A 24825-nucleotide genomic window follows, 5' to 3' on the forward strand; every position below is an offset into this window, starting at 1 on the left:
TCTCTTTACACAAAAATACACTGCTATGTCTACTACTCACACAACTACTACCAGCTGGTTCCTGGCCTGCAAAACATCAGATGTACCTACCAATGGCGGCGTTTGCGTAAAGTACAAAGAAGAGCAGATAGCCCTGTTCTATTTTGCCCGCAGAAATGAATGGTATGCCACCCAAAACCTTTGCCCGCACCGCCAGCAGATGGCACTCAGTCGCGGTATGACGGGCACTGTACAAGATGAGCCTAAAGTAGCCTGTCCTTTTCATAAAAAAACATTCTCCCTGAAAGATGGCCGTTGCCTGTCTGACGAACACGAATGTTCCCTCACTACCTACCCTGTAAAAATCGTGGACGACATGGTATATATAGGTGTAGCTGCTGAGATGGAGATGGCAGGTGTATAATAAAAAAACGAAACCCGGTAGCTGGCAGGCTAACCGGGCTTCTGATCCGGAAATGATTGGCTCATTCAAAATCAACCAAAGTTACATGAAAAAATGGTTTCCAGGCAAGGTATCGTTGATACTTCCCGGACTGCTGTTATCGCAGTACGGCTATGCCCAACTCTCACTCGGTGCGCAACTCAGAACCCGCACCGAACTACGTAACGGACAAGGCGCTCCGCAGCCCGAAGGCGCCGCACCAGCTTTCTTCACCTCTCAGCGTACCCGGTTAATGGCCGGCTTCAGCGCCTACCGGATCAAGCTGGGACTAACGGTACAGGATGTACGTGTTTGGGGACAGGACGGCTCTACTATTAACCGCACCACTACCCCGGATAATAACGGGTTTATGCTGCATGAAGCGTGGGCGGAAGTATTGCTGACAGACACTGTGGTGAAGAATAAAAGTCTTTCTCTGAAGATCGGCCGCCAGGAACTGGTGTATGACGACAGCCGTTTACTGGGCAATCTCGACTGGCTGCAACAGGGCCGCCGGCACGATGCAGCAGTGTTGAAATACGAAAGTAATGCGTGGACCCTGCATGTGGGCGCCGCCTTTAACCAGAATAAAGAAAATGCCAGCGGCAGTGTATACAATGCCACGCCTCCCGGTAATTATACCGCGAACACCAATGGCGGCAATATGTACAAAAGCCTGGAATTTGCTTATGTATCCAGGAAGCTGAACAAAGGCAATTTATCCTTTCTTTTCCTGACAGATCAGTTTTCAAAATACCACATCGACAGTGTAGAACATGTGGCTGTAAAAGTATACGAAGGAGCGGTGAATACCCGTATGACCACGGGTTTATTTTACACGCAGGCATTTAACAGATTTACCTATACAGCTGCCGTGTATCATCAGTTTGGCACCAACGGGAACGGACAAACGGTGAGCGGCAGTTTACTTTCAGGTTCTTTCTTTTATAGTGTGAATAAAGCATTCAGCGCAGGCGCAGGCGCGGATTATACCAGTCCGGATTTTGATCCGCTGTATGGCACCCCGCATAAGTTCTGGGGCAATATGGATTACTTCTATGTGGCCAGCGGATTTGGGAATAAAGGATTACAGGACTATTACGTAAAAACGAAACTAAAGCCGGGGCCGCGTTGGGCATTGACCGGCGATGTACACGAGTTTTTCAGTGCAGCCGATGTAACGGGCATGAAGAAACAGTTTGGAACAGAAGCAGATGTAACAGCGAATTACACCCTTACCAAAATGATAGGACTGGAAGCAGGTTACAGCCATTTCTGGAGTACTGCCACCCTGTCTTCCCCTACTGTTAAAAATGTAAAGAACGCTGCTGCAAACAGTAACTGGGCATATATATCGGTTAATATCCGGCCCGAATTTCTGATTAAATAACCTGTAAAAACACAACACATGGCTGCTCCTTTAGAAAAATTAAAAATATTCAGTCTTGATACCATACAGATGCGCACGTTCCATATTACGTGGCTGATGTTCTTCGTTTGTTTCTTTGGCTGGTTTGGGCTGGCGCCGCTGATGCCTACTATCCGTGCGGATCTCGGGTTAACCAAATCGCAGGTAGGTAATATCATTATTGCTTCCGTATCCGGCACCATCATAGCGCGGCTTATCATTGGCCGGCTCTGTGATACCTGGGGACCGCGTAAAACCGCGATCCGGCTGTTGCTGGTGGGTTCGTTGCCGGTATTCCTGGTTGGGTTATCAAAAGACTATACTTCCTTTATGCTGTTCCGTTTAGCCATCAGCGTTATAGGCGGTTCCTTTGTTATTACGCAGTTTCACACCTCCCTTATGTTCGCCCCTGCCATCAAAGGCACCGCCAATGCAATTACCGGCGGCTGGGGCAACCTGGGCGGAGGCGTTACCAACATGGTGATGCCGGTGATATTTGCCGCGATTGTTGGTTTTGGTTACACCAAACCGGAAGCGTGGCGGTACGCCATGATACTGCCGGGACTGATGATGCTCGGTGTAGCGTACCTGTATTACCGTTATACAAAAGATACGCCTAACGGAAATTTTGATGAGATTGGTTATAATAAGAAAGATAATAAAACGGATTGGTCTGTGCTGGGCGACTGGCGCATCTGGGCGCTTACACTGGCATACGGCATGTGCTTTGGTATGGAGATCACTTTTGATAACGTAGCGTCTTTACATTTTGTAGATACATTTCAACTTTCGCAAGGCAGTGCAGGGTTCTGGGCCGGTATATTTGGTTTTATGAACCTGTTTGCGCGGGCACTGGGAGGCATTATTTCAGATAAGGCAGGCGCCAGGTTTGGCATGAGAGGTAAAGGATGGTTATTGGCCCTGATGCTGCTGGCGGAAGGAATCGGGTTGTTATTATTTGCACAGGCAGGATCGCTGGTAGTGGCTATCATCGCCATGCTGAGCTTTGCGCTGTTCCTGAAAATGGCCAATGGCGCCACTTATGGCATCGTACCTTTTATCAACGAAAAAAATGCGGGGCTGGTAAGCGGTATTGTTGGCGCAGGGGGCAACCTCGGCGGAATGATGTTCGGCTTCCTGTTTAAATCAGACAGTATCAGTTACGTACAGGCGTTCACGTATATTGGCTATGTAGTTATTGCCATCTCCTGTATTGTAATGCTGACACGCTTTACCCGGCAGCCTGCTGCTGAGGAAGCACCGGTAAGAACACCGGTAGCGGTATCATAAATCATTGTAAAACCTTTAGCATGCAAGCATCATTCAAAACCACCTGTTGTTACTGCGGCGTAGGCTGTGGAATAGTGGTACATAAAGACCGGCAGGGCAAGCTGCATGTAGAAGGTGACAAAACACACCCGGTTAATAAGGGTATGCTTTGTTCCAAAGGTATGAACCTGCATTATACAGTGATGGATACATCAGACAGGTTGCTGTATCCTGAAATGCGGTACCACCGTAACCTTCCACGGCAAAGGGTTACATGGGATCAGGCATTGGAAAGAACCGCCGCTGTATTTGCAGCCATCATAAAAAAACATGGTCCGGATGCTGTAGCCTTCTACGCATCCGGGCAATGCCTGACGGAGGAATACTATGTAGTGAATAAGCTGATCAAAGGATTTATTGGCAGCAATAATATAGATACCAACTCCCGGCTGTGTATGAGCAGTGCGGTAGTGGCTTATAAAATGGCTTTGGGAGAAGATGCAGTGCCCGGCACCTACGATGATATAGAGCAGGCCGACTGCATCTTTGTGGCAGGCGCCAATCCGGCGTGGTGCCATCCTATTTTATGGCGCAGGGTAGAAGCAGCGAAAGCAGCCAACCCGGCTATGAAGATTATTGTGAGTGACCCGCGGGTAACACAAAGTTGCGCGCTGGCAGGTCTGCATTTGCAGGTAAACCCCGGTACTGATATTGTATTACACCACGCCATAGGCCGCGCGCTGATCACCGCCGGGCATACGGATAGTTCCTTTGTGGAAGCGCATACCAATGGTTTTGATAAGTACAAGGATACCGTGATGGAACGCACCATAGAAGAAGCGGCGGCCATTTGCGGTATTGCTGCGGAAGATATCCACAAGGCCGCCGATTACATTGGCAACGCAACCGGGTTCATGACCCTCTGGACAATGGGTTTGAACCAAAGCTCCGTGGGCGTGCATAAAAATCTTAGTCTCATTAACCTTCACCTGATCACCGGCCATATCGGCAAACCCGGCAGCGGTCCTTTCTCTTTAACAGGCCAGCCCAATGCAATGGGTGGCCGCGAAGTAGGCGGTTTATCCAATCTCCTCCCGGCGCACCGCGTGCTGAACAATCCTGCGCACCGTAAGGAGGTACAGGCTTTCTGGGGAGGCACCGAGCTTTCCGACAAGCCGGGGCTTACTGCCACAGAGATGTTCACCGCATTAAACGATGGACGGCTGAAAGCTATCTGGATCATGTGTACCAATCCGTTGGTGAGCCTGCCCGACGCCCGCTTTGCCGAAGCTGCACTGCAAAAGGCAAAGTATGTAGTGGTGCAGGAAATTTCCAGTAAGCCCGAAACATTGCGTTATGCAGATGTGGTATTACCCGCCGCTGCATGGACAGAAAAAGAGGGCACCATGACCAACGCAGAACGACGCATCAGCTATCTCACCAAAGTGACCGATGCGCCCGGCGAGGCGTTACCCGATGCCGAAATCATTTGCCGCTTTGCGCAAAAAATGGGGTATCACGGATTCGACTATACGAATGTATCTGAGATATACGATGAACATTGCCGGCTTACTGCCGGTACCAACATTGATGTGAGTGAATTGAACTATGATATTATCAAGGCACAGCGCAGCGTGCAGTGGCCCTACCAATCGGGCAACGGCACGCCGCGACTGTTCCGCGACCACCGGTTTTATACCCCTGACGAAAGGGCGGTAATCCATAGTTTCGACGATGACAACAGATCCGAGCCACTCAGCAATGAGTTGCCGCTGATACTCACCACCGGCCGCATACGCGACCAGTGGCATACCATGAGCAAAACAGGTAAGGTGAGTAAGCTGAAGCAGCATATTTCTTCCTCCTTTCTTGAAATACATCCCGAAGATGCACGGCAGCGCGGCATTTCGGCAGAAGATATTGTTACCGTTACCAACGGACGCGGAACAGTACGGGTAAAAGCGCAGCTTAGCACTACTATCAAAAAAGGCGTTGTTTTCCTGCCTATGCATTGGGGAAAAATATTGCACAGCGATCTTCACCGCGCCAATAACCTGACCAGCCCGTTGCTTGATCCTCTTTCCAAACAGCCGGACTTTAAATATGCAGCGGTACAGGTAGCGCGCTACCGGAAACCGGTACAGAAAATTGTGATAATAGGCGCCGGAGCCGGGGCCTGCGGATTTGTAAAGTCGTACCGAGAACTAAACACTTCCGATGAAATAGTGGTGTTCAGTAAAGAAGACCTGCCGTTTTACAACCGCGTGATGCTACCGGATTACATCAGCGGCACCCAGCAATGGAAGCAGCTGGTGAAGATGACCAGTGCAGAAGAAAAATCTTACAATATTACCTTGCACCGCGGCGTAAGCATTACGCTTATCGACCGCAGCAATAAGTTACTCACTGATAGTAACGGGAACGTACATACGTACGATATCCTGCTGATGGCTACCGGCAGCCGGGCCGCCACGTTGCGGGATATTCCACCCATACCGGGCATTTTCACGATGCGTACCCGGATGGATGCAGATGCCTTCAAACAGCATATAGATCCATCCAAAGGGAAAGTAATGATAGCAGGTGGTGGATTGTTGGGGATAGAGCTGGCAGCATCTCTCAAAGAAATTAATATAGACGTTGGCGTTATACAACGTACTTCCCGGTTAATGGACCGCCAACTGGATACGCTGGGTGGGCAGCTACTTTACGAAGAACTTACCGACCGCGGTATTGACATCTATTATAATGATGAAATCAACCGTTTCTCCGGGCAGGATCAGCTGGAAGGCATCCAGCTGAAAAGCGGCCTGTACATTCCCTGCCAGGCAGTGGTCATGTCTATAGGCACGGTTCCCAATATAGAGCTGGCCCAGGCGGCGCAACTGGAGTGCAACCGCGGCGTGGTGGTGAATGAATATCTTCAGACCAGTGATCCGGACATCTACGCTATTGGCGAAATTGCGGCTTTCAATGGTACGTTATACGGCATCACTGCCGCCGCGGAACAACAGGCAGAAGTAGTGGCCCGTTATCTCAATGGCGACATCAGCAATTACTACCAGGGCTCCCTGTTTATGAATATCCTGAAGATGCATGGCACCGATCTTTGTTCGCTTGGCATGGTGGAAACACCGAAGGATCCGGCTTATGAAGAAGTAGTGTTTATTGATAAAGCAAAACGTTATTATAAGAAATGTATCATTCACCAGGACCGGCTGGTGGGCGCCATCCTGATCGGCGACAAATCGGAGTTCATCGAATTCAGGGATCTTATTCAGCAAAAAATTGAGTTGTCGGATAAGCGGCTGGAACTGTTACGTTCCGGCAAAAAGGGAACGCCGGTAATTGGCAGGCTGGTATGCTCCTGTGGCAATGTAGGTGAAGGTAATATTATGGAGAAGATAGCAGGAGGTTGTGAGAACCTGCAACAGCTTTGCCAGGCTTCCGGCGCTGGTTTGGGCTGTGGCAGCTGTAAATCTGAGGTAAAGGCTTTGCTGGAAAAATCAATTCAAAAAACCATGGCAGCACTTGTATAATTATGGCTAAACATACGCATACATTACCCGTTAATTTCACCGGTGGTATTATTTCACCGGGATACCTGCTGGAGCTGCTGGAAACAGCGGCAGCAGCGCAGGCTACGCATGTACGTTTTGGCTTACGGCAACAATTGCTGGTAGATATACCGGATAAAAATTTAGCCGCCTTTAAAAAGAACTGCGCGGATAAACAACTGCCTATAGCGGAGCAGCCCAATATTATGAGCTCCTACCCTGCGGCTGGTATCTTTATCCACGACAGCTGGCTGAGTGAAGGAATTTATAAAGATGTATTTAACGGGTTCGACTATACGCCAACGCTGAAGATCAATATCTGTGATAGTCAGCAAACATTTGTTCCGTTGTTCACCGGGCATATCAACTGGATCTCTTCTTCCAGTTTACATTACTGGTACCTGTATATCCGCATGCCGGGAAGCCAGCAGCTGTATGCGTGGCCGGAGCTGATCTATACCAATAATATTGCTGCTATGAGCAAGCAACTGGAGCAAAGCATCAATGAAGGCGATACGCCGGAGGAAGTGTACCAGCAGGTAAAACAGGTAGCAAGTTACATTGGTCGCGCGAAAGAAAAGGAGCCGGATCTTCCTGCTTTTCATTTACCCTACTACGAAGGTTTTAATAAGCACGACAATAGTTATTGGTTAGGTATTTACCGGAGAGATGAAGATTTCCCGATTGCTTTTTTGAAAGAAGTATGTACCATTTGCCTGGAAACCCGCATCGGGCAATTATATGCCACGCCGTGGAAGTCGCTGATCATTAAAAATATTGAGCCGGCCCACCGTAAGCTCTGGGATTATGTGTTGGGGAAGTATGGCATCAATGTGCGTCATGCCGCGAATGAATTAAACTGGCAGGTAGAAGATAACTGTGAAGATGGGCTTGTTTTAAAGCGGCACATCATCCGCTATTTTGATACGGCTGATGTGCGTACTTATGGTTTGTGTTTCAGTGTGAGGATTAACCGGCCGGCAAGCCTTTTTGGAACGGTGGTAATCCGCAAGCAGGAAAACAAACATGGCAGCAAGCTGAAGTATATGCAGCGTTACGACATTCTGTATACGGCGGGTTATAACGCCAATTCCGCACAGCTGCTGTTATACCGGGAAGGCGTTTCCAAAGAGCACCTGGGGCCTTACATTGTAGCGTTGTGCAGAACTTTTTACGAGCGGGAAAGTGAGGCGGATGTATTACAGCACTATGTAACGGAGCAGCAATCGCTGGCGCCTGTTGCCGCTGTCGAACGGACAGTTCATCAATGCCAGGTGTGCTTAACGGTATACGACGATGCCGCCGGAGATCCGGAACAGCAAGTACCTGCAGGTACTTTATTCAGTGATTTACCGGAAGATTATTGCTGCTCCGTATGTTCGTCGCCATTAGATGACTTTAAAGCGATTAACGAAGCTACTTTATCCACACACACTGTGTAAATGCGCCATTGGCAGCAACATCCCACAATTCAAACCGTACCCATTTACGGTTTTCCAGGTTCGTATTAAATGTAAACGTGGTTGATCCGAATGACTGCGTTTGGTGCAGGGGAATTTTTTCCCGGTAAACCTCCTTTCCATCGCCGGAGATGATTACCGCATAGTTAAGCGGGAAAGTCCAGCTGGCAGATACTTTCACAATTCCCTTCCGTGCGGCGGCGATCGTATTACCGGAAGATTTTCCATTCACGGTAAAAGCGGGCAATAATATTTCTCCTGTGGTTACAAAAAACTTTCCCTGTTGCATGGCATCCAGCACAGGTTGCCAGCCATCTTTAAAAGCGGGCAGGTGATCCAGCTGAAGATAGTTTACGTTGAGGTGTCCGTACAATTCATCTTCCGGCGTAATGCGGAACAGATCTGCTTCTGCAATCATTGTTTTGTGCAAGCCCCAGTTGGCCATATCATCCAGCAGGTCCAGCGCCCGCTTGCCGAGATAAGGCTGTGAAAGATCGGCGGGTAAAGCTTTCCAGGCTGCCCCCATAAATTGGGGAGCCGTAAAAAATGCTTCCTCTTTATATTTATCAGGGAACCCGGTAGATCCTTTGGTACGTGCATGAGCTGTCCAGGCCATGCCTTTTTCTGTTTGCAATAGCTGCAGCATTTCTTCTTTATTGCTTACGCGGTATACTTTCCCATAGGTAGGATCATTGGTTACAAAAGGCTGTGAGGGCTTACGATCCATCACCCAATAAACCGGTTTAGGGAAGAAGTTCATCCAGTGCCCGCCGAAGAAGTTATTAGGCTCTTCACCGGGGAGCAGTAAAAACTGCTTGGTAGACAATCGTTCACACTCTTTAAACAGTGTTTGCTGTTCAAGGAAGCGTTCACTTTCCGGACCGCGTGGATGTCCGGGGCCGTGGAACTCGCCCAGGTGAACGATGTTTACACCCGTTTCACGAAAGGCTTTTATGAATGCAGGAAGTTCCGGCATCGGCAGTTTATTCAATACATCAGCAGTATGCTCCTGGTGAAAGTGGCTGCTCATGGTGTAGTATCCGGGGAGCGGCGTATATGCATCACTGTGGGTATAGCGGCGTACATATTGCAATGTTTGGCCGGCAGTGGTATTGCTGAGTAAACAAAAGAAATGAAGGCGCTGTGCAGTTCCGGGAGGAGCATTAAACCAGGGTACCCATCTTTTATCCCCTTCCGGTTCCTGCCGGATACCAATACCATAACCGGGTGCAGTTTTATTATAACTATTCCCGTACCAGGTAAATGACTGGTTGAAACAATTATCCAACGGATAAAAGAACTGGTGCGGCGCGGGAAATAATGCCAGGCTACCGGTTTTACTTTCACCGATGATGGTGCGGTATTTCACGGCGACATTGGTGCTTTGGGTACCTGCTACTGCCGGCACAGACTTCATCACACCTTTGGGATCCGCCCAGTGAATCTGTTGCCAGGGTATATCCGTAGCCGTTAGTCCGGCGTCATATAGTATAGCGGTAGAATCTTTTTGGGTAGTCATCACAGCTGCCATGTTCATCAGTCCGCTGCCATTGTACAGGGTTATTTCCACCGCACCGCTAAAAGGGCCTCCGGTGGCGCCGGCTACACGAATAACAGTTCGGGAGCCATCTGTAATAACGGCGATACTGTCTTTCTGCAATTGTACCGGGTAAGTGGTGCGCGGTAATTTTGCCGTTTTATCAAAGAAGATATTCCAGCCGTTTTGTGATACCAGGTCACGTTTGCCGGTGGTAAGAAAAAATACGGGTTGCAGACCGGACGCCACCTGCTGCCATTCCTTTTTACCGTTGTTCCAGCTGAGACTATGGATGAGCGGGCTTCGCTGCTCCATATCCAGTACAATCCGTGCCTGTTGATTGGCGCCGGCATTCCACACAGCAGTGAGTTGCTGATTGGCCACGCTTACCTTTACATCGCCGGAGGGCTTGTATCCATGCAGGTTTACCGGCACCTGCGCCGCTACAGGCAGGTAAAGAAAACAACAGCTGACAATATATTTAAAGAAGGGCATAACGTGGATATTTAAATACAGAAAGGGGAGAAATTATTACCTCCCCGGTAATCATCTCTCCCCTACAAAATATATAATTGTCCTGATAACAACTTACTATTTTTTATAAACAGCAGTTGTTTGTAACTGGTTCAGTAAAATAACCGGTGGTTGTGTAGCGAACTTAATAAAATCTGCCGCGCTTACCTGGCCTTCGTAAGGTATGAAAGCGCCTTCCTTTGGCCCATTGCGCCAGAAGAGTGCATAAGACATCTTATATTTTTCCAGTACGGGTCCAAATGTTTTTGTCCACCACTCCGACTGTGGTGTATTGATGTTGCCTACTTCGGTAAGGGCGGGAACTTTATGGTGTGTGGCAGCTACTTGCTGAAGGATACTTAACCGGTTGTTAAGGTCTTTTACAAAATGGGCTACATCTTTATTGCAGTAAGCATCAAAGCCCAGCACATCCACATATGCATCACCGGGATAGCGTTCCAGGTATTCTTTTTCTGTCGCAAAATCTGCGGCAGAGTATGCATACAGCAGGTTATGCAATTGTTTTACATCACGCAGGTAGGTAACGGTGAATTGCCAGATGTCTTTAAATTCTTCCGGTGTACACGAGGATTTGCCCCACCAGAACCAGTTACCGGTATGCTCATGGAACGGGCGGAACAATAAAGGGATTCCTTCTCCCTTATCATTTTTTATTTTATGAAGATAAACAGCCAGTTTATCCAGGTAAGCTTTGTAAGCGGCATGATGCGCGCCTCCGGGGATAATACTTTTTACCGTGCTCGGATTAGTGCTCCAGGCCGTGGCCTTTGTTACGGGATCGTTGAAATGCCAGCTGAAAGTATTGATGCCGCCGTTTTCGTATACCCATTTCATATATACTACGATAGAGTCGAACGGAACACCATCCAGGTTATGGGTGCTGTCTTTTTCCAGGCGGCCCAGTTCCCATCCAAAAACGCCGGGGTATTGTCCCGTTAACCGTTTCACGTCAGATTCGCCTGGTTTATAGGCCCATTGCATGCCATAGGCCAGGTCGTCCTGGTGACCGAGGATGACGCCTTTATCCAGCAGCGCCGCCATGTTATGCAGCAGCTGCCTGGTTTCCGGCGTAGCCTTTTTATCAATGGGCTGTTGTTGTGCGAGCGTGGGTATGGCGCCCAGCAATACAGCGGTGATAATGGTTAATAATTTCATGTGGTTCATTTAGCGTTACAGGAATGTCTGGTTCTTACTCACCTGCTCGCATATACGTTGTACGGTACTGTCGGAAGTAAATCCGTCTGCCGGCGTGTTGATGGCATAGTCCAGCATCTTATCCACTGTGGTAACGGCAACGTGCATACGGGTATCTGACGAGGCATAATATACAAAGATATTTCCTTCTTCGTCTGTTACCCAGCCGTTGGAAAATAATACGTTGGATACATCTCCCACACGCTCCTCTCCTTCCGGCGCCATGAAATAGCCGGCAGGCTTATGTATTACCTGGGTTGGATCTTCCAGCGATGTGATAAATACATAGAGCGTGTAACGCAGCCCCGCAGCGGTGTTACGCACACCATGCGCTAAATGCAGCCAGCCTTTTTTTGTTTTTATGGGCGCCGGTCCCAGGCCGTTTTTTGCTTCGTATACCGTGTGATAAACTTTTTTATCCAGCAACTGTTCTTCGTGGATAACGGCGCGGGTGATATCATCTGCCAGTCCGAAGCCAATGCCCCCGCCGTTTCCGGCTTCAATAAAGCCATCCTGCGGACGGGTATAAAAAGCATATTTGCCGTTTACCAGTTCCGGATGCAGCACTACGTTGCGTTGCTGGGGCGAAGGCGTTTTGAGATCCGGCAGGCGTTCCCATGAGCGGAGATCTTTGGTGCGGACAATGCCGCATTGCGCTACTGCCGCCGACTGATCGCCCGGCGCTGCCGCAGGGTCCCTGCGTTCCACGCAAAACAGGCCGTAGATCCATCCATCTTCATGCTGTGTTAAACGTATATCATACACATTGGTTTCTTTGTCGGCCACCTGTGGCAGCGCGATGGGGTAATCCCAGAAGCGGAAGTGATCGGTACCGTTCGGACTTTCGGCTACGGCAAAAAAAGATTTACGGTCGTTGCCTTCCACCCTGGCCACGAGGTAAAACTTACCATTCAGGCAGATGGCGCCTGCATTGAATACCGCGTTCACGCCTATACGTTCCTGCAGGTGTGGATTGGTGGCCGGGTTCAGATCAAATTTCCAGAAATAAGGTATATGCGCTGCCGTTAGTACGGGATACTTATACCGGCTATAGATGCCGTTGTAGGTACCTGCAGGTTCATTGCCGCGTTGTACCAGTTGTTCGTATTGTTCCTGCAACTGTTCCACCTGCATGCTTGTGTTTTTCATTGTATATGCCATAAAACCGGTACTTTTTAATCGGCATTTTATGCCTGCATTAAATCCTGCTGATATAAGTTAAAATGATGCAGCGCTGATATTGCCTGTAAATGTATTTTTATTCATAACGTTCGTACAAGTGTGATCGTGACATTAAAATTACGGACGTATCAAATACTTTAATGACACTTTCTTTTCCAAATGTTATACTATTTCAATCAAATGATGATGATAAGTATACTTTGAGAAAGAAATATCCTTGATAAGATGATCTTCTTTCTCTCAAAAAGAACTTTTAATATTTACTACATTTAGGGCATCAGACTTAAACCCTATTTCCTGATGAAGATAAATTTATACTGTAGCATGAACGTCAGAAAATTACTCATTTCAACCTGTGTAATACTGTTACCCGCTCTTCAGCTGGTTGCGCAACACAAGTGCTTCACCTTTGGGCTAAACGGCGGATTTAATTTGTCCAACGCCCATGAAACGGTAAACTATATTATTGGAGAAAAGAAGAGTAAACCGGGATTCCAGGTAGGATTTAATGCCGACTATAACCTGTCGAATGCTGTTTATATACGATCCGGTGTTTCGCTTACCACTAAAGGAACCATACATGAGGATGCCGAAAGGTGGATTGGAGGTAGCAATGCCCCAATTACTTACAGGAAAATAATAACCAACCAAACTTATCTTCAACTACCTCTCCTTATCGGATACAAGTTTTCTCTCACTTCCAGCACCAGGCTTTTTATACAGGCAGGTGCTTATATTGCTTATGGTATCGGCGGAAAAGAAGTAACCAGGAACAAAACAGTTCATTCATCCGGAGAAACCAATTATGAAAAAACTTCAACAGATACATTCGGTGAAACACGAACGGGTTTAGCAAAAACGGATTTCGGATTAAGTTCCGGTGTGGGGGTTGAGTATAAAAGATTTGCGCTGGGAGTTAATTATGAGCCGGGCCTGATAAATATCGGGGAGATTAAAGAGGCTGATACTTATTCCAAACGGGATTATAAAAACAGGAATTTATCTGTTACGGTTGGGTATAGGTTGTGATATAATGAAGGAACTGTTATGGCTGCCGATCTATTTCGATCCGCAGCCATAATTGTTAAATATGAAAGGGGATTGGCATGATGAGTCCCGATTTTTAACTATTGCTATTAAAAAGAAAAATGCAATTGCTGCTTTACATGTATTTTCTCACTATCAACTATCTTATTATTATGCCGTAATTCATATTCCCTTTCCTTTTCCAGTAACCTAAACCACATCACAGCAGGGAAATTCCTGTTGGAATGTAACTCCAATCTATAAATAATTTTTTCGGTAGGTTTTCTGTGCTGATTAATGATCTGGCTTAATTCGGTCGGGTCCACATCTATTTCCTGTGCAAATTCTTTATTCTTCTTTTCCTGTCGGGTGATATATTCTTTCAGAAAATATCCGAAATAAAATTCTTTATTAAAACTATCTGCTTTCAAATAATCTTCGATCAGGAATTTTAATTGAAGGAGCTGCGCAATCAACTTGCTTTCTTCAGATTGTCCATCTTTATACTGCTTTCTGACCTTTTTGAAGGCCGATAGCAGTTGCTCCCGCTCACTGGCATCTTTAGGTCCCGGAAAAATAAGTGATTCCGCTATTTCTTCCGGGCTATGCTTCTTTTCAATTTCCTTATACGATTTCATATCTTCTGCGATTTTCTTTTCTGAACGGTAAAATTTTGGCCGGTCAATCCCGATCAATATAGGTTTTAATCAATCTCCTCGATCCAGATTCATAAAGTATCATGAACCCATTAGGTCTGTCAGGAGTTTTAAGTGGAACGTTCTCAAACCCATATTTATCCTTATAATAATTTATGAGGGAGGTTTTGGGCACCAGGAAAACACAACCTTCGTGCCCCCGTTTAAAAGATTCACGGCAGGCAAAAGCGATCAGACATCCTCCGATATGGTCCAGCTGCTTTTCCTTTCCAATATGCTCCGCCGATACCTCTAATAACTCAATTTCAATAGCGTCAATACCAGGGTCTGTATGATCCACCAAACAAATCAGACCTAAAAGGATATCATTATCTTTCAACTTTAACTTATAGACTTCCTTTCCGGTATACTGGTTCCAGTTAAATTTATCGAACCAGTTTTTACTCTTTTTCACCACTATGAAATCCTTGACAGTCATCGGTTCAATGAGCGCATCCAAAAGCTCTCCGGTTGCTATTTTCTCTATTTTTACGTCAATTGATCCCCCTACCATTCCTTCTTTTATTTTCAGTGCAAAGATATTGAAAAAAAATTACAAAAATGTAAACTATTTACAAATAAGTAAACAAAAATAGTACCTCACATGATAATACAAGTATATGCGCCACCCTCCCCCCCACAATAAAGTGTCCACCTAACACCCAAACCCTCCCCCCGCTTCATTTCTGCGCAATCCCCGCATTCCCCACGCCAATTCTCCCCGGATTTGCCTAATTTTGCACCGTCAAATACCACAAACAGGTGTGGAGCGCAGATCATGTTAGCAGATATTCAAAATGAAACCGATGCGAGGCAATACCGCATCGCTATTTCCGTCTTCTTTTTCATCTCCGGATTAGGTTATTCTTCCTGGGCCTCCAGGATTCCCTCCATTAAGCAGCAATTGCATTTAAATGAGGCGCAATTCGGGCTGGTACTACTGGCACTGCCTATCGGGCTGATGCTCACAATGCCCATTACCGGCAGACTGCTGGGGCTATTCAGCAGCCGGAAGATCATGGTATTTGGCGCAATGGTGTTTAACCTGATACTGAGCTTACCGGGTTTCACCACCAGTATCTGGCAGCTGGCACTGGTGTTGTTTTGTTTTGGCTCTGCCCGTAACCTGCTGAACCTCTCCATGAACTCGCAGGCGGTGCAGGTGCAACACCTGTTCCCCCAGTCTATTATGACCACTTTTCATGGCATCTGGAGCGTGGCGGGCTTTGCAGGCGCGGCTATTGGCTACCTGATGGTGACTATGAACGTGGCGCCTTCCTATCATCTGCTGATGATCAGTACATTATTACTGGTATTTACCATCTATTACTATCCCAAAACATTACCGGATCAGCCGGTGAAGGAAACGGTAAAAAGGGCGGCTTTTGCACTGCCCGATAAATCACTGCTGAAATATTCGCTGATCTGCTTTGCCTGTATGGCTACGGAGAATACGATGTACGACTGGAGCGGGCTATACTTTGAAAAAATTGTTGGCACCAGCAAATCCACTGCTGTAGCAGCTTTTGGCATATACATGGTAGCCATGACTACCGGACGTTTTATCGGCGACAGGCTCGTAAACCGCCTGGGCATCAAATCGATGCTGCTGTATAGCGGCTGGTTTATACTCACCGGGTTATTACTCGCTATAGTGCTGCCTTATCCGGTGACGGCCGGTATCGGGTTTATTTTTGCTGGTTTGGGAGTAGCGTGTGTAGTGCCGCTGGTATTCAGCCTGGCAGGACGCTCAAAGAGTACTAACAGCGGGCAAACGCTGGCCTCTATTTCTACAATCGGCTATCTTGGATTCATGGTAGTACCGCCACTGGTAGGATTGGTGGCACAGGCTACCAGTTTACGCTGGTCATTTGCCATTATGGCGATATGCGGATTAGCGATTGTTGCCCTGGTGAAAGGAATGAAGGAATAAGTTTAAGCGGAGGGTATTCCCCTCCGCTTAAACTGCTAAATAGTATACTTCTCTTTCAGGATCGCCCTTTCTTTTTCCCCGATCCCCAATTCTTTCTCAAAGAAATTTTCTACCGTGCCGTATTTGCCTTTAATGGCATTAAAAAGGCTGTGCAATAATTCCGGTTTCAGCTCCAATGCTTTACGGATGGTTTCTTCATCCATACCAGTACTTTGTTGCAGCCCCTGGAACATCCGTTTATTCATAGGCAGCAGGTATACATTGCTGGCAGTAAAATCTGCTTCGATGGTTTGCTGCGGCACGCCTAATGCGTAGAGGAATAACGCAGTAGCCATACCGGTTCTGTCGCGGCCACCGGTGCAGTGGTACATGATAGATTCATTGGCAGGTAACACCAGGAGTTTCTGAAACAGTGGTTTATAACGATCGCCCAGGTATTGGGTGTTACCGTAAAACTTCTCCAGGAAATTACCATTCTTAATGATTTCTCCCATTTGCGCAGCACCAGGCAGACTGTCGCTGCCGGCAGGGCATAGCAGGTAATCTGTTTTGGGCAGCAAATGATCCGGCGCAGCAGCAGCTTCTTTCACGCCACGGAAATCTATTACGGTGTGGATATGTTTTTGTTCCAGCACGGTGAGGTCCTGGTCTGTCAGGTGGCTTACATCGGCAGAGCGGAACACTTTCCCCCATACTACTTTTTTGCCATCATTTGTTTTGTATCCGCCTACATCGCGGAAGTTAACCGCTCCCTGCATGCGCACCACTCTTTGCGCGCTATCGGCTAATTGGGCAAAAGTTGCACCGGGTAAGGCAATAGCCAGTACCAGCATTATTCTTTTCATATAGTGTTTGTTATTTTTTGAGAGATGATGTTATTTGATGATGTCCCAGCGGATACCCGCCTGACCGCGACTGCCATACCATTCTTCAGCGGCGATACGGCGTTTATCACCCATATAGGTTTTCAGCGGTTCATTGGTAATGTTATTCAGCTCTGCAAACACCCGTATTTTGGATGTGATGTTTACGGTAGCAGAAGCATCTACTGTAAAGTTCTTATCTGTCCAGATATAAAAATCCTTGCCCAGCTGCTGATTAATGGTTTCTACCGATGCACCGCGGTAGTTGCCCGCAATACGGATCATCAGACCGTTACGTTCATAAAAGAGAATGCTGTTAAACAGGTGACGCGATTGGTTTGGCAGACTGGTTTTATCCATGATCTTATTACCGCTGGCGGTTCTTGGCACTTCTACCGACGAACTGATAAAAGTATAATTCAGTTCTGCACCCAATCCACTGAGGACACCTGGCAGAAAATCGAACCGCTTGTTGATGCCTGCTTCCAGTCCTGTGAGGGAGGCATCGTTCAGGTTCTTTGCCTGTGCCACCACGTAGTTCGTATTATTCTCCGTATAGTAAGTTTTATCTGCAAAAATTACGTTACTGATTTTCTTATAAAAGACACCGCCGGAGATGAGACCAATATTTTTAAAATAGTATTCGCCCATCAGATCGAAGTTGTTGGAGAAGGTTGGCTGCAAGTCGGGATTACCTTTGGTGATGGTGATAGTAGAGCCGGTGTTATCCACAGATTCGCCTGGCGTGAGGTCTGTAAAATTGGGGCGGATAAACGTGCGGGTGTAGGCAGCACGCAGGTTGGCCTGGTCGTTAATGCTGTATTTAAGGTGCAGCATTGGCAACAGCGCATTGTAATTATTTTTTACTGTAGCCGGTGTAATGGTGGTTACTTTTGGTGTGCCTTCTGCAGTGGCTTTTGAACCATGCAATGTAAAGGCGGTGTATTCATTTCTTACACCGGCAATCATTTTCAATTTTTCTGTAAGATCGATTTCTGCCATTGCATAAGCTGCTGCTACATTCTCTGTACCTGTATAAATATTGGTAGCATTGGATTTAGACGTGTAATCGGCAAAGCCGTTTTTACGCAGGGTGGCGGTATCGTACAAATCAAACAGCTGTTGTTTGGTGATGGGATCAATCATAAACTGATCATAGTTGCCTTTCAGTCCCTGGAAGAAACCGCCGCGTACCGGGAAATCAGTGGTTTGCAGTGTATTCAGCGGCAGCAGGCCCGGTGAATTTGGAATGCCCAGTGCGGCGCCGGGGAGGTACACGATGTTGGAGCCATACGTACCGGCGCGGTCTTTATGGCGGTATTTGGCGCCGAACTTCAGGTTCACCCTGGAAGAGGCGCTTACTTTGAAGTTCACCTGTGCGGTTTTATCTTCTTCTTTTGTATCCAGTTGCGCAATCACTAACTGTTGCAGGGTGAGCTTCGACGGGTCCATTACTTCCCCGCTGTTTTTTATGCCGGCATCAAAGTGTAACGGATCTCCGCCAATACCTTGTGGTGAATCGAAACCCCAATACCGTTTTCCATCTGCAGAAAGATTATTAAAACCACCGGTTATTTTCTGACGGAAAGTAGCGATGGGTAATCCTTTATTACCATTGGTAGGTGGTGTTTCCAGGAAATACTTTGTGTAGTAATCGCTCACCGTCCAGTCCATTTTTACTTTGGAAGACAGCTGGTGTTCACCGCCCAGTTCTCCGCCGTTCAATACAGTTTGATAGTAAGAGTAGCGATAGTTGTACTGGTAGCGGCTGTTGTTGTAATCCACATAAGATTCATATACCGGGCGGATATCGTTGAATTTATCCATCAGTCCGCGGAAGAATATTTTATGGGAAGAATTGAATTTATATTCTAGTCCAACGTTGGCGCCATAAGTCTGCCGTTTACCCATGTATCGTTTCAGCATAACGGTGCTGACAGACTTCTGCTGTACCGGATCAGGAAGGCCGGTATTGTAGGCTACTTCAAAGGCATCCGTTCCCCACTGGCGGTCCCAGATGGCGCCGGCGATCATCACGCCCAGTTTATCTTTAAAAAAGCGATCACCGTATACAAGGGATGCGTTGTAGGTAGCATCTTTTGAAAAGGTGTTGTAACCGCCTGCCGCACTTACATTGAGTGTTCTTTTAGCGGGAGCGGTGCGGGTAATGAAGTTAATGGAACCACCAATCGCGTCGCCTTCCATGTCTGGTGTAATGGCTTTGGCTACCTGTACGTACTGGATAATTTCTGAAGGTACTGCGTCCAGTACAGAGTTGCGGTTGCCGAGTACATTGGCGCTTGGCAGGCGGCTGCCGTTAAAAAGAGTAGAGGTCCAGGCGAAGGGCGTACCTCTTACAGTGGCGGCATCGGCTTCGCCGTGGTAGCGGGCTACGGCTACGCCCTGTACGCGTTGTACCGCTTCGGCAGCGTTACGGTCCGGTAATTTACCGATGGCATCCGCCGCGATTACATCCATAATAGCGAGGGAATTCTTTTTGATACTGAGGGCTTTCACGGTGGAAGGCGCCATTGTTCCTTTCACCAGTACTTCTCCCAGTTTGCCACCGGTAGGCGTTAATGTGATATTGCCGGCGTCGTTGATGCCGGGTTTTACGGTTAGTTCCAGTTGTTGTGTTTCATGTCCTATATAGGATACCAGCAGGATTACTTTGCCGGTGGTGTGTACATTGATAGTGAAGGCGCCATTCAGATCGGTAGCGGTGCCTTGTTTGCTTCCTGTGGTTTGTACAGAAGCGCCGGGCAGGTGTCCTTCCCTGCCGTTGATAACTCCTTTGATGGTTTGTGCCTTTGCCGTGCCGGCCATTACCAGCAGGAGCAGTAATGTAAGGTAACGGGAGCTTTTTAATGGTTTAAAAATGCGATCCATATGAAGGTATTTTTCAACAAAAGTGGGGGTTGCTGATGATGAGTTCGACCGCATCCAACTACTGCTACGTGTATACGTATTTTCCGTTTTAAACGTACTCACTTTTATTGAAAACCAATGCATTACCATGTGTTACGAAATCATTACCAAATAGGGCGGCAGCTGTCTGAAACCGCAGGTTTAACATTCCGGTAATATTGGTTTTATACTTTCGGTGCATATCCGCACTATGATATATGTTATTGCCATCGGAGCATTTCAGGCGCTTACCGCAGTTGCTTTATTAGGAAGCAGTAAATTGCGCAGTAAAGCAGATTTTCTGCTGATCCTGTTGCTGTGCTGTATTGCTGCGCATCTTGCTATTAAATTCTGTATATATTCTTTTGTGAACGACAACGAGGTGCGTACACAGATGAATACATTTATCGGTTTTTGTTACGGACCGTTACTGTATTTATATGCGTGCCAGCGGCGGGATGCTGCATTTATTCCTGCTTCGCGGTGGTATGTTTTTCTTCCTTTCATACTAGGTGCAGTGGGTTATCTTACGGTGGTGTGCGTGCTGATGTGGTCGGCGGATGCCGGTCACGCGGTATTGTATTACTACAATGAAACCACCACCTGGATGATGATGGTGTTGGGTTTCCTCTTTCCCGGGTTATCGCTCCGTATTGCGAAGCAATTACCCGATATGCCGCAGGAGAAGAAGCTGATTAACAGTATCAGCTACCTGTTGGGTATTATCAGCATTATTTCGCTGGGGTTTAAAACGGCACAGTCGGTGCACCTGCTGGATAGCTCGTATAACTATAATATTATCTGCAGAGATATCGTATATTCCTTACTGTTAGTGGTGTGCCTCGTGATTATCCGGTACAAGTATGTGGGAATTATAGGTGCGCAGCCGGTGAAGGCAGCGGCGCAAACAGTAGCAGCGGCAGAGATATTGCCTTCCCGCAGGATGCAGCTCAGTACCGAAGAGCAGCGGATGCTATTGCAATCGCTGGAAGCTTATCTCCATAAAACAAAAATATTCACGGATGCTGAGTTAAACCTCGACAAGCTCGCGCAGGGCGCCGGGATCAGTAAGTATCATATTTCAGAAACGCTGAACAGTTATGCAGGGAAGTCGTTTTACCAGTATATCAATGAATGGCGCATCCGGCGGGCGATGGAACAGATCCGCTTCATGAACGAAAAAGCACTGCCGGTGAATGTGTTAACACTGGCGTATGATTGTGGCTTTAAAGCCAAATCATCTTTTAACCAGTATTTTAAAAAGATTACCGGTCTTACACCTACTGAATATATCAAATCACTGGTGGCTGCCAGCGTAACTATTCACGAGTGACGGGCTAACAAATTCAGTGGAAAAGATCCGCTGTACTTTGTCTATTTCTGCCGCGTACATTGTTTTTTTCCGGGTACCGAAATACAGTGTATTTTCTATGACCTGTTCCCCTTCCCACACCGGCTTCATGCTGCCATTTTCAATTTCATGGGCGCACAAAAAGTCGGGTACTACTGAAAAACCGGTTTCGCCACTAAGACAGCGAACAATAGAACAGATATTCGGAACGATGTAGTTGGGTTTAAAATCCATCTGATGGCGGAAGTTAAATTGCCAGAATCGTTTCAGGTGCTCCATATCTGCCGCAGTGCTGTACCATAGCTGTTCTTTCAGCCAGTTCTCCGCTGCTTTCATATCTTTCTTTTTCAATAATGCGTTCAGTGGCTGGATATCTGTTTTACCGCCGGCCACCAGTACAATTTTTTCTTTCGAGAAAGGTTTAAACTCCAGGTTTTTCTGATCACCTTTCTGTGGGGTGATGATGAGGTCCAGCAGTCCTTTATCGAGGTCGTTGATCATTTGCGGGTAGTCGCCGAATTTGATGATGATGTTAAAGGGCAGCGTGGCGATGTATTTCTCCAGTGTGTATTGAAATGTTTCGAAACACATACCGATGCTGATAGTGGCCCTGTCGGTTTTTGTGCTTTTATGAAAAAGCTGTTCTGCGTTTTCCAGTTTGAGCAGTGGTTCCTCTATAAAGTTATAGATCACTTTTCCCTTTTCGGTGGGCACGAGTTTTTTGGCCGAGCGGTCGAACAGTTTGTAGCCGGTATATGCTTCCAGGGAGTTGAGGTGCAGGCTTACGCCAGGCTGTGAAATAAAAAGCTCCTGTGCCGCACCGGTAAGGGTGCCCTGCTCATAGATGGATTTGAAGGTACGGAGCCATTCCAGGTTTAGTCCCATATCATTATCATTTTTCTGATACAAAGGTATAAGTTAAATAATTATGATAATAATATATTTTGGGAGAATTTTGTGTTGTCAAAATATTAATACGATGCTTTTTACAGAATATACACTAGGCGGGCTTCACCTGAAAAACAGGATAGTAATGCCGCCAATGACCAGGTCCAGAGCGGCCCGTGGCGATGTAGCCACTTCACTGATGGCGGAATATTACAGTCAGCGTACCGGTGCCGGGCTGATAATATCAGAAGGCACACAGGTGAGCCGGCAGGGCCAGGGCTACGCCTGGACCCCGGGTATATACAATGCGGAGCAAATAGCCGGCTGGAAACAGGTTACAGACGCCGTACATGCCAATAACGGCGTCATCTTCGCCCAGTTGTGGCATGTAGGCCGTGTTTCACATATCTCCATACAGGAAAATGGGGCTGCCCCGGTGGCACCTTCCGCCATCCTTGCAGAAGGCGTGAAAGTATTTGCCGATCCCGCAGGGAAAGGGCCCGAAAACGGCGCCGGGGAAATGGTTCAGCACTCTATGCCCCGCGAGCTTACCAGGCCCGAAATACAGGCTATTATCAACGAATTTGCGCAGGCCGCCAAAAACGCGGTAGCCGCCGGTTTTGATGGCGTGGAATTGCACGGAGCCAATGGCTACCTCATTGAGCAGTTCATCGACTCACAAACCAATCACAGAACAGACGAATACGGCGGCTCCCTGGAAAACCGGTTACGCTTCCTGAGAGAAGTGGTAACCGCAGTAGCAGATGCCATCGGAAAACACCGTGTAGGCGTGCGCCAGGCGCCGCTGACTACTTTAATGGGCGCTATGGACGACCATCCCGAAGAAACTTATATCGCAGCAGCCAAAGTGCTGAACGACATAGGCATTGCCTATATCCACATCGCGGAGGCCGACTGGGACAATGCCCCCGTGATGCCGGTGGCCTTTAAGGAAGCATACAGAGAAGCCTTCTCCGGTACCCTTATTTATGCCGGTAAGTATACCGTTGCCAGGGCTGAAGAAGCATTGCAGAAAGGCTGGGCAGACCTCATCGGTTTTGGACGTCCGTTTATTGCCAACCCCGATCTGCCTTACCGCCTGCAACACCAGTTGCCACTCAATGAGCCCGACAGATCGACATTCTTCGGCGGCAACGCCGCAGGATACACCGATTATCCCATCATCAAAAAAACAACAGATGCTATTATTTGAACCATATACCGGCAAAGGCCTGGCATTAAAGAACAGGATCGTGATGGCGCCCATGACACGCGCACGGAATCCAAACGGAATTCCCAACGAAATGAATGCGTTGTACTACCGCCAACGCACTAACGCAGGACTCATCATCACGGAAGGCACTTCCATCTCTCCTACTTCATCGGGCGTATTGCATATTCCCGGCTTGTATACACCGGAGCAGGTGGAAGGCTGGAAACTGGTTACTGCAGCCGTTCACGCAGCAGGCACTAAAATATTTACACAGTTGTGGCACGTGGGCCGCGTATCACATACCACCAATCAACCCGGCGGCATTGCACCAGTAAGCGCTTCCAACATCCAGGCCGCCAACTCACATGCCTGGGGCTACAACGAAAACGGCCAGGAAGCATTTGTTACCTGCTCTGTTCCGGCAGCATTAACCACCGAAGGCGTGAAAGGCGTGATCCAGGATTTTGCCAACGCCGCTGCCAATGCAGTAAAAGCGGGCTTCGACGGAGTAGAACTCCACGGCGCTAACGGCTACCTGATTGAACAGTTCCTGAATCCTTTTGTGAATAACCGCACCGATGAATATGGCGGCAACATCGTTAACCGCAGCCGCTTTTTACTGGAAGCCATTGATGCGTGCATCGCTAACATTGGCGCGGCGAAAGTAGCTATCCGTCTTACTCCTTACGGCGGCTTACATGAAATGCCCCACTACGATGAGCTGGAAGCTACCTATAGTTACCTCGCCGCGGAACTCGGCAAACGGAACATCGCCTACATTCATATCATGGACCAGCAATCGAGAGGCAGCTTTGCCTTACCCGACGGCTTCCTGGAATGTTTCAGAAAACAATACAGCGGCGTGATCATACTGGCAGGCGGTATGAACAAGGAAAAAGCGGAGCAATATTTAACAGCCGGCACCATTGACCTGGCCGCATGGGGCGAGCCTTACATTGCCAACCCTGACCTTGCCGAACGATTAAAAAACAACTGGCCATTAAATACACCCGACCGGAATTTACACTATGGAGGGGCCGCACATGGATATACAGACTATGTGGCGTATGAAGCAATACAATAAGAAGGAAGCATTACGATTCATACCGTAATGCTTTTTTATTGGGGCACTCATCTGAAGATTAACCGACATATGACGAGTAATGCCGCCATTGCCTCCCGGATGCCCCTCCAATACTTCGGACATGGGTATGTTATGGACTATCTATGCACTATCTATACGGTTCGCATGCACTCCTCATGCACTCCTCATGCACTGTTAATGCACTATCAATGCACTATCTCCCCTTGGGAACACCTATTTTAATAATTCTCTATATGGTTTTATTTTGCTAAGAAAGCGTTCAGATAATCTAAAGGGCATATT

At 47.5% G+C, this 24825-nt stretch carries 18 protein-coding genes; 10 read left to right on the forward strand and 8 right to left on the reverse strand.

All coding sequences use genetic code 11. The features are described 5' to 3' along the window. Positions 1 to 25: 25 nt before the first annotated feature. The 5 genes from nirD to PV783_RS26425 all read left to right on the forward strand — a co-directional run bounded on the left by nirD (position 26) and on the right by PV783_RS26425 (position 8097). On the forward strand, positions 26 to 403 hold the full coding sequence (gene nirD / locus PV783_RS26405; protein ID WP_079470234.1) for a nitrite reductase small subunit NirD: 378 nt from the start codon (positions 26 to 28) through the stop codon (positions 401 to 403). An 85-nt stretch (positions 404 to 488) separates the two neighbouring features. Then, the gene (locus PV783_RS26410) at positions 489 to 1811 is read left to right on the forward strand and encodes an alginate export family protein (protein WP_420990247.1); all 1323 of its coding nucleotides are present in this window, start codon (positions 489 to 491) and stop codon (positions 1809 to 1811) included. An 18-nt stretch (positions 1812 to 1829) separates the two neighbouring features. Further along, positions 1830 to 3119: an MFS transporter gene (locus PV783_RS26415; protein ID WP_111577591.1), complete on the forward strand. Its 1290-nt coding sequence runs from the start codon at positions 1830 to 1832 to the stop codon at positions 3117 to 3119. Between the two features lie 20 nt (positions 3120 to 3139). Then, positions 3140 to 6637, forward strand: coding sequence for a molybdopterin-dependent oxidoreductase (locus tag PV783_RS26420; RefSeq protein WP_420990248.1), 3498 nt, complete (start codon positions 3140 to 3142; stop codon positions 6635 to 6637). A 2-nt stretch (positions 6638 to 6639) separates the two neighbouring features. Then, positions 6640 to 8097 carry a rubredoxin gene (locus tag PV783_RS26425; RefSeq protein WP_420990249.1) on the forward strand — a complete coding sequence of 486 codons (1458 nt, stop codon included), beginning with the start codon at positions 6640 to 6642 and terminating at the stop codon, positions 8095 to 8097. Here the strand turns inward: PV783_RS26425 and PV783_RS26430 are convergent. The 3 genes from PV783_RS26430 to PV783_RS26440 form a co-directional block, all read right to left on the reverse strand. Next, positions 8072 to 10147, reverse strand: a complete 2076-nt coding sequence (locus tag PV783_RS26430; protein ID WP_420990250.1) for a hypothetical protein — start codon at positions 10145 to 10147, stop codon at positions 8072 to 8074. The two genes, PV783_RS26425 and PV783_RS26430, sit on opposite strands and share 26 nt — an antisense overlap. Positions 10148 to 10243: 96 nt before the next feature. Then, positions 10244 to 11341 (reverse strand): glycoside hydrolase family 26 protein, encoded by a 1098-nt coding sequence (locus tag PV783_RS26435; RefSeq protein ID WP_420990251.1) that lies wholly within the window; start codon positions 11339 to 11341, stop codon positions 10244 to 10246. Between the two features lie 15 nt (positions 11342 to 11356). Continuing rightward, entirely contained in the window at positions 11357 to 12541 is a 1185-nt protein-coding gene (locus PV783_RS26440) for a glycosidase (protein ID WP_420990252.1), read from the reverse strand. Between the two features lie 345 nt (positions 12542 to 12886). On the opposite strand from PV783_RS26440, the gene PV783_RS26445 reads away from it, so the two are divergent. Continuing rightward, positions 12887 to 13591 (forward strand): porin family protein, encoded by a 705-nt coding sequence (locus PV783_RS26445; RefSeq protein WP_420990253.1) that lies wholly within the window; start codon positions 12887 to 12889, stop codon positions 13589 to 13591. 107 nt (positions 13592 to 13698) lie between these two features. Here PV783_RS26445 and PV783_RS26450 read toward each other — a convergent pair whose 3' ends face one another. Both PV783_RS26450 and PV783_RS26455 read right to left on the reverse strand, forming a co-directional pair. Next, entirely contained in the window at positions 13699 to 14226 is a 528-nt protein-coding gene (locus PV783_RS26450) for a helix-turn-helix domain-containing protein (protein ID WP_133256150.1), read from the reverse strand. A 43-nt stretch (positions 14227 to 14269) separates the two neighbouring features. Further along, entirely contained in the window at positions 14270 to 14797 is a 528-nt protein-coding gene (locus PV783_RS26455; RefSeq protein WP_420990254.1) for a hypothetical protein, read from the reverse strand. Between the two features lie 264 nt (positions 14798 to 15061). On the opposite strand from PV783_RS26455, the gene PV783_RS26460 reads away from it, so the two are divergent. After that, positions 15062 to 16216 carry an MFS transporter gene (locus PV783_RS26460; protein ID WP_079470244.1) on the forward strand — a complete coding sequence of 385 codons (1155 nt, stop codon included), beginning with the start codon at positions 15062 to 15064 and terminating at the stop codon, positions 16214 to 16216. Between the two features lie 35 nt (positions 16217 to 16251). Here the strand turns inward: PV783_RS26460 and PV783_RS26465 are convergent, their stop codons facing one another. Both PV783_RS26465 and PV783_RS26470 read right to left on the reverse strand, forming a co-directional pair. Beyond that, complete coding sequence (locus PV783_RS26465) at positions 16252 to 17061, reverse strand: tyrosine-protein phosphatase (RefSeq protein ID WP_079470245.1); 810 nt, start codon at positions 17059 to 17061, stop codon at positions 16252 to 16254. Between the two features lie 30 nt (positions 17062 to 17091). Beyond that, on the reverse strand, positions 17092 to 19968 hold the full coding sequence (locus tag PV783_RS26470; RefSeq protein WP_420990255.1) for a TonB-dependent receptor: 2877 nt from the start codon (positions 19966 to 19968) through the stop codon (positions 17092 to 17094). A 229-nt stretch (positions 19969 to 20197) separates the two neighbouring features. Between PV783_RS26470 and PV783_RS26475 the strand changes: the two genes are divergently transcribed. Further along, on the forward strand, positions 20198 to 21319 hold the full coding sequence (locus PV783_RS26475) for a helix-turn-helix domain-containing protein (protein WP_420990256.1): 1122 nt from the start codon (positions 20198 to 20200) through the stop codon (positions 21317 to 21319). On the opposite strand, the gene PV783_RS26480 is transcribed toward PV783_RS26475, so the two are convergent. Continuing rightward, positions 21284 to 22246 carry a LysR family transcriptional regulator gene (locus PV783_RS26480; protein ID WP_420990257.1) on the reverse strand — a complete coding sequence of 321 codons (963 nt, stop codon included), beginning with the start codon at positions 22244 to 22246 and terminating at the stop codon, positions 21284 to 21286. The two genes, PV783_RS26475 and PV783_RS26480, sit on opposite strands and share 36 nt — an antisense overlap. A gap of 70 nt (positions 22247 to 22316) precedes the next feature. Between PV783_RS26480 and PV783_RS26485 the strand changes: the two genes are divergently transcribed. Together PV783_RS26485 and PV783_RS26490 are read left to right on the forward strand one after the other, a co-directional pair. Next, the gene (locus PV783_RS26485; RefSeq protein WP_420990258.1) at positions 22317 to 23438 is read left to right on the forward strand and encodes an alkene reductase; all 1122 of its coding nucleotides are present in this window, start codon (positions 22317 to 22319) and stop codon (positions 23436 to 23438) included. Then, the gene (locus tag PV783_RS26490; RefSeq protein ID WP_420990259.1) at positions 23425 to 24522 is read left to right on the forward strand and encodes an alkene reductase; all 1098 of its coding nucleotides are present in this window, start codon (positions 23425 to 23427) and stop codon (positions 24520 to 24522) included. Before PV783_RS26485 ends, PV783_RS26490 begins: the two co-directional genes overlap by 14 nt. Positions 24523 to 24825: the final 303 nt, after the last annotated feature.

The organism is Chitinophaga sp. CC14 (genome assembly GCF_048957795.1).
GTDB classification, from domain to species: domain Bacteria; phylum Bacteroidota; class Bacteroidia; order Chitinophagales; family Chitinophagaceae; genus Chitinophaga; species Chitinophaga ginsengisegetis.

Bases quoted from the DNA above. Each gene is read 5' to 3' on its own strand.
- PV783_RS26460 (WP_079470244.1), top strand. From the start codon at position 15,062: ATGTTAGCAGATATTCAAAATGAAACCGATGCGAGGCAATACCGCATC.
- PV783_RS26475 (WP_420990256.1), top strand. From the start codon at position 20,198: ATGATATATGTTATTGCCATCGGAGCATTTCAGGCGCTTACCGCAGTT.
- PV783_RS26450 (WP_133256150.1), bottom strand. From the start codon at position 14,226: ATGAAATCGTATAAGGAAATTGAAAAGAAGCATAGCCCGGAAGAAATA.
- PV783_RS26440 (WP_420990252.1), bottom strand. From the start codon at position 12,541: ATGGCATATACAATGAAAAACACAAGCATGCAGGTGGAACAGTTGCAG.
- nirD (WP_079470234.1), top strand. From the start codon at position 26: ATGTCTACTACTCACACAACTACTACCAGCTGGTTCCTGGCCTGCAAA.
- PV783_RS26455 (WP_420990254.1), bottom strand. From the start codon at position 14,797: ATGGTAGGGGGATCAATTGACGTAAAAATAGAGAAAATAGCAACCGGA.
- PV783_RS26420 (WP_420990248.1), top strand. From the start codon at position 3,140: ATGCAAGCATCATTCAAAACCACCTGTTGTTACTGCGGCGTAGGCTGT.
- PV783_RS26485 (WP_420990258.1), top strand. From the start codon at position 22,317: ATGCTTTTTACAGAATATACACTAGGCGGGCTTCACCTGAAAAACAGG.
- PV783_RS26490 (WP_420990259.1), top strand. From the start codon at position 23,425: ATGCTATTATTTGAACCATATACCGGCAAAGGCCTGGCATTAAAGAAC.
- PV783_RS26435 (WP_420990251.1), bottom strand. From the start codon at position 11,341: ATGAAATTATTAACCATTATCACCGCTGTATTGCTGGGCGCCATACCC.
- PV783_RS26445 (WP_420990253.1), top strand. From the start codon at position 12,887: ATGAACGTCAGAAAATTACTCATTTCAACCTGTGTAATACTGTTACCC.
- PV783_RS26470 (WP_420990255.1), bottom strand. From the start codon at position 19,968: ATGGATCGCATTTTTAAACCATTAAAAAGCTCCCGTTACCTTACATTA.
- PV783_RS26410 (WP_420990247.1), top strand. From the start codon at position 489: ATGAAAAAATGGTTTCCAGGCAAGGTATCGTTGATACTTCCCGGACTG.
- PV783_RS26415 (WP_111577591.1), top strand. From the start codon at position 1,830: ATGGCTGCTCCTTTAGAAAAATTAAAAATATTCAGTCTTGATACCATA.
- PV783_RS26465 (WP_079470245.1), bottom strand. From the start codon at position 17,061: ATGAAAAGAATAATGCTGGTACTGGCTATTGCCTTACCCGGTGCAACT.
- PV783_RS26430 (WP_420990250.1), bottom strand. From the start codon at position 10,147: ATGCCCTTCTTTAAATATATTGTCAGCTGTTGTTTTCTTTACCTGCCT.
- PV783_RS26425 (WP_420990249.1), top strand. From the start codon at position 6,640: ATGGCTAAACATACGCATACATTACCCGTTAATTTCACCGGTGGTATT.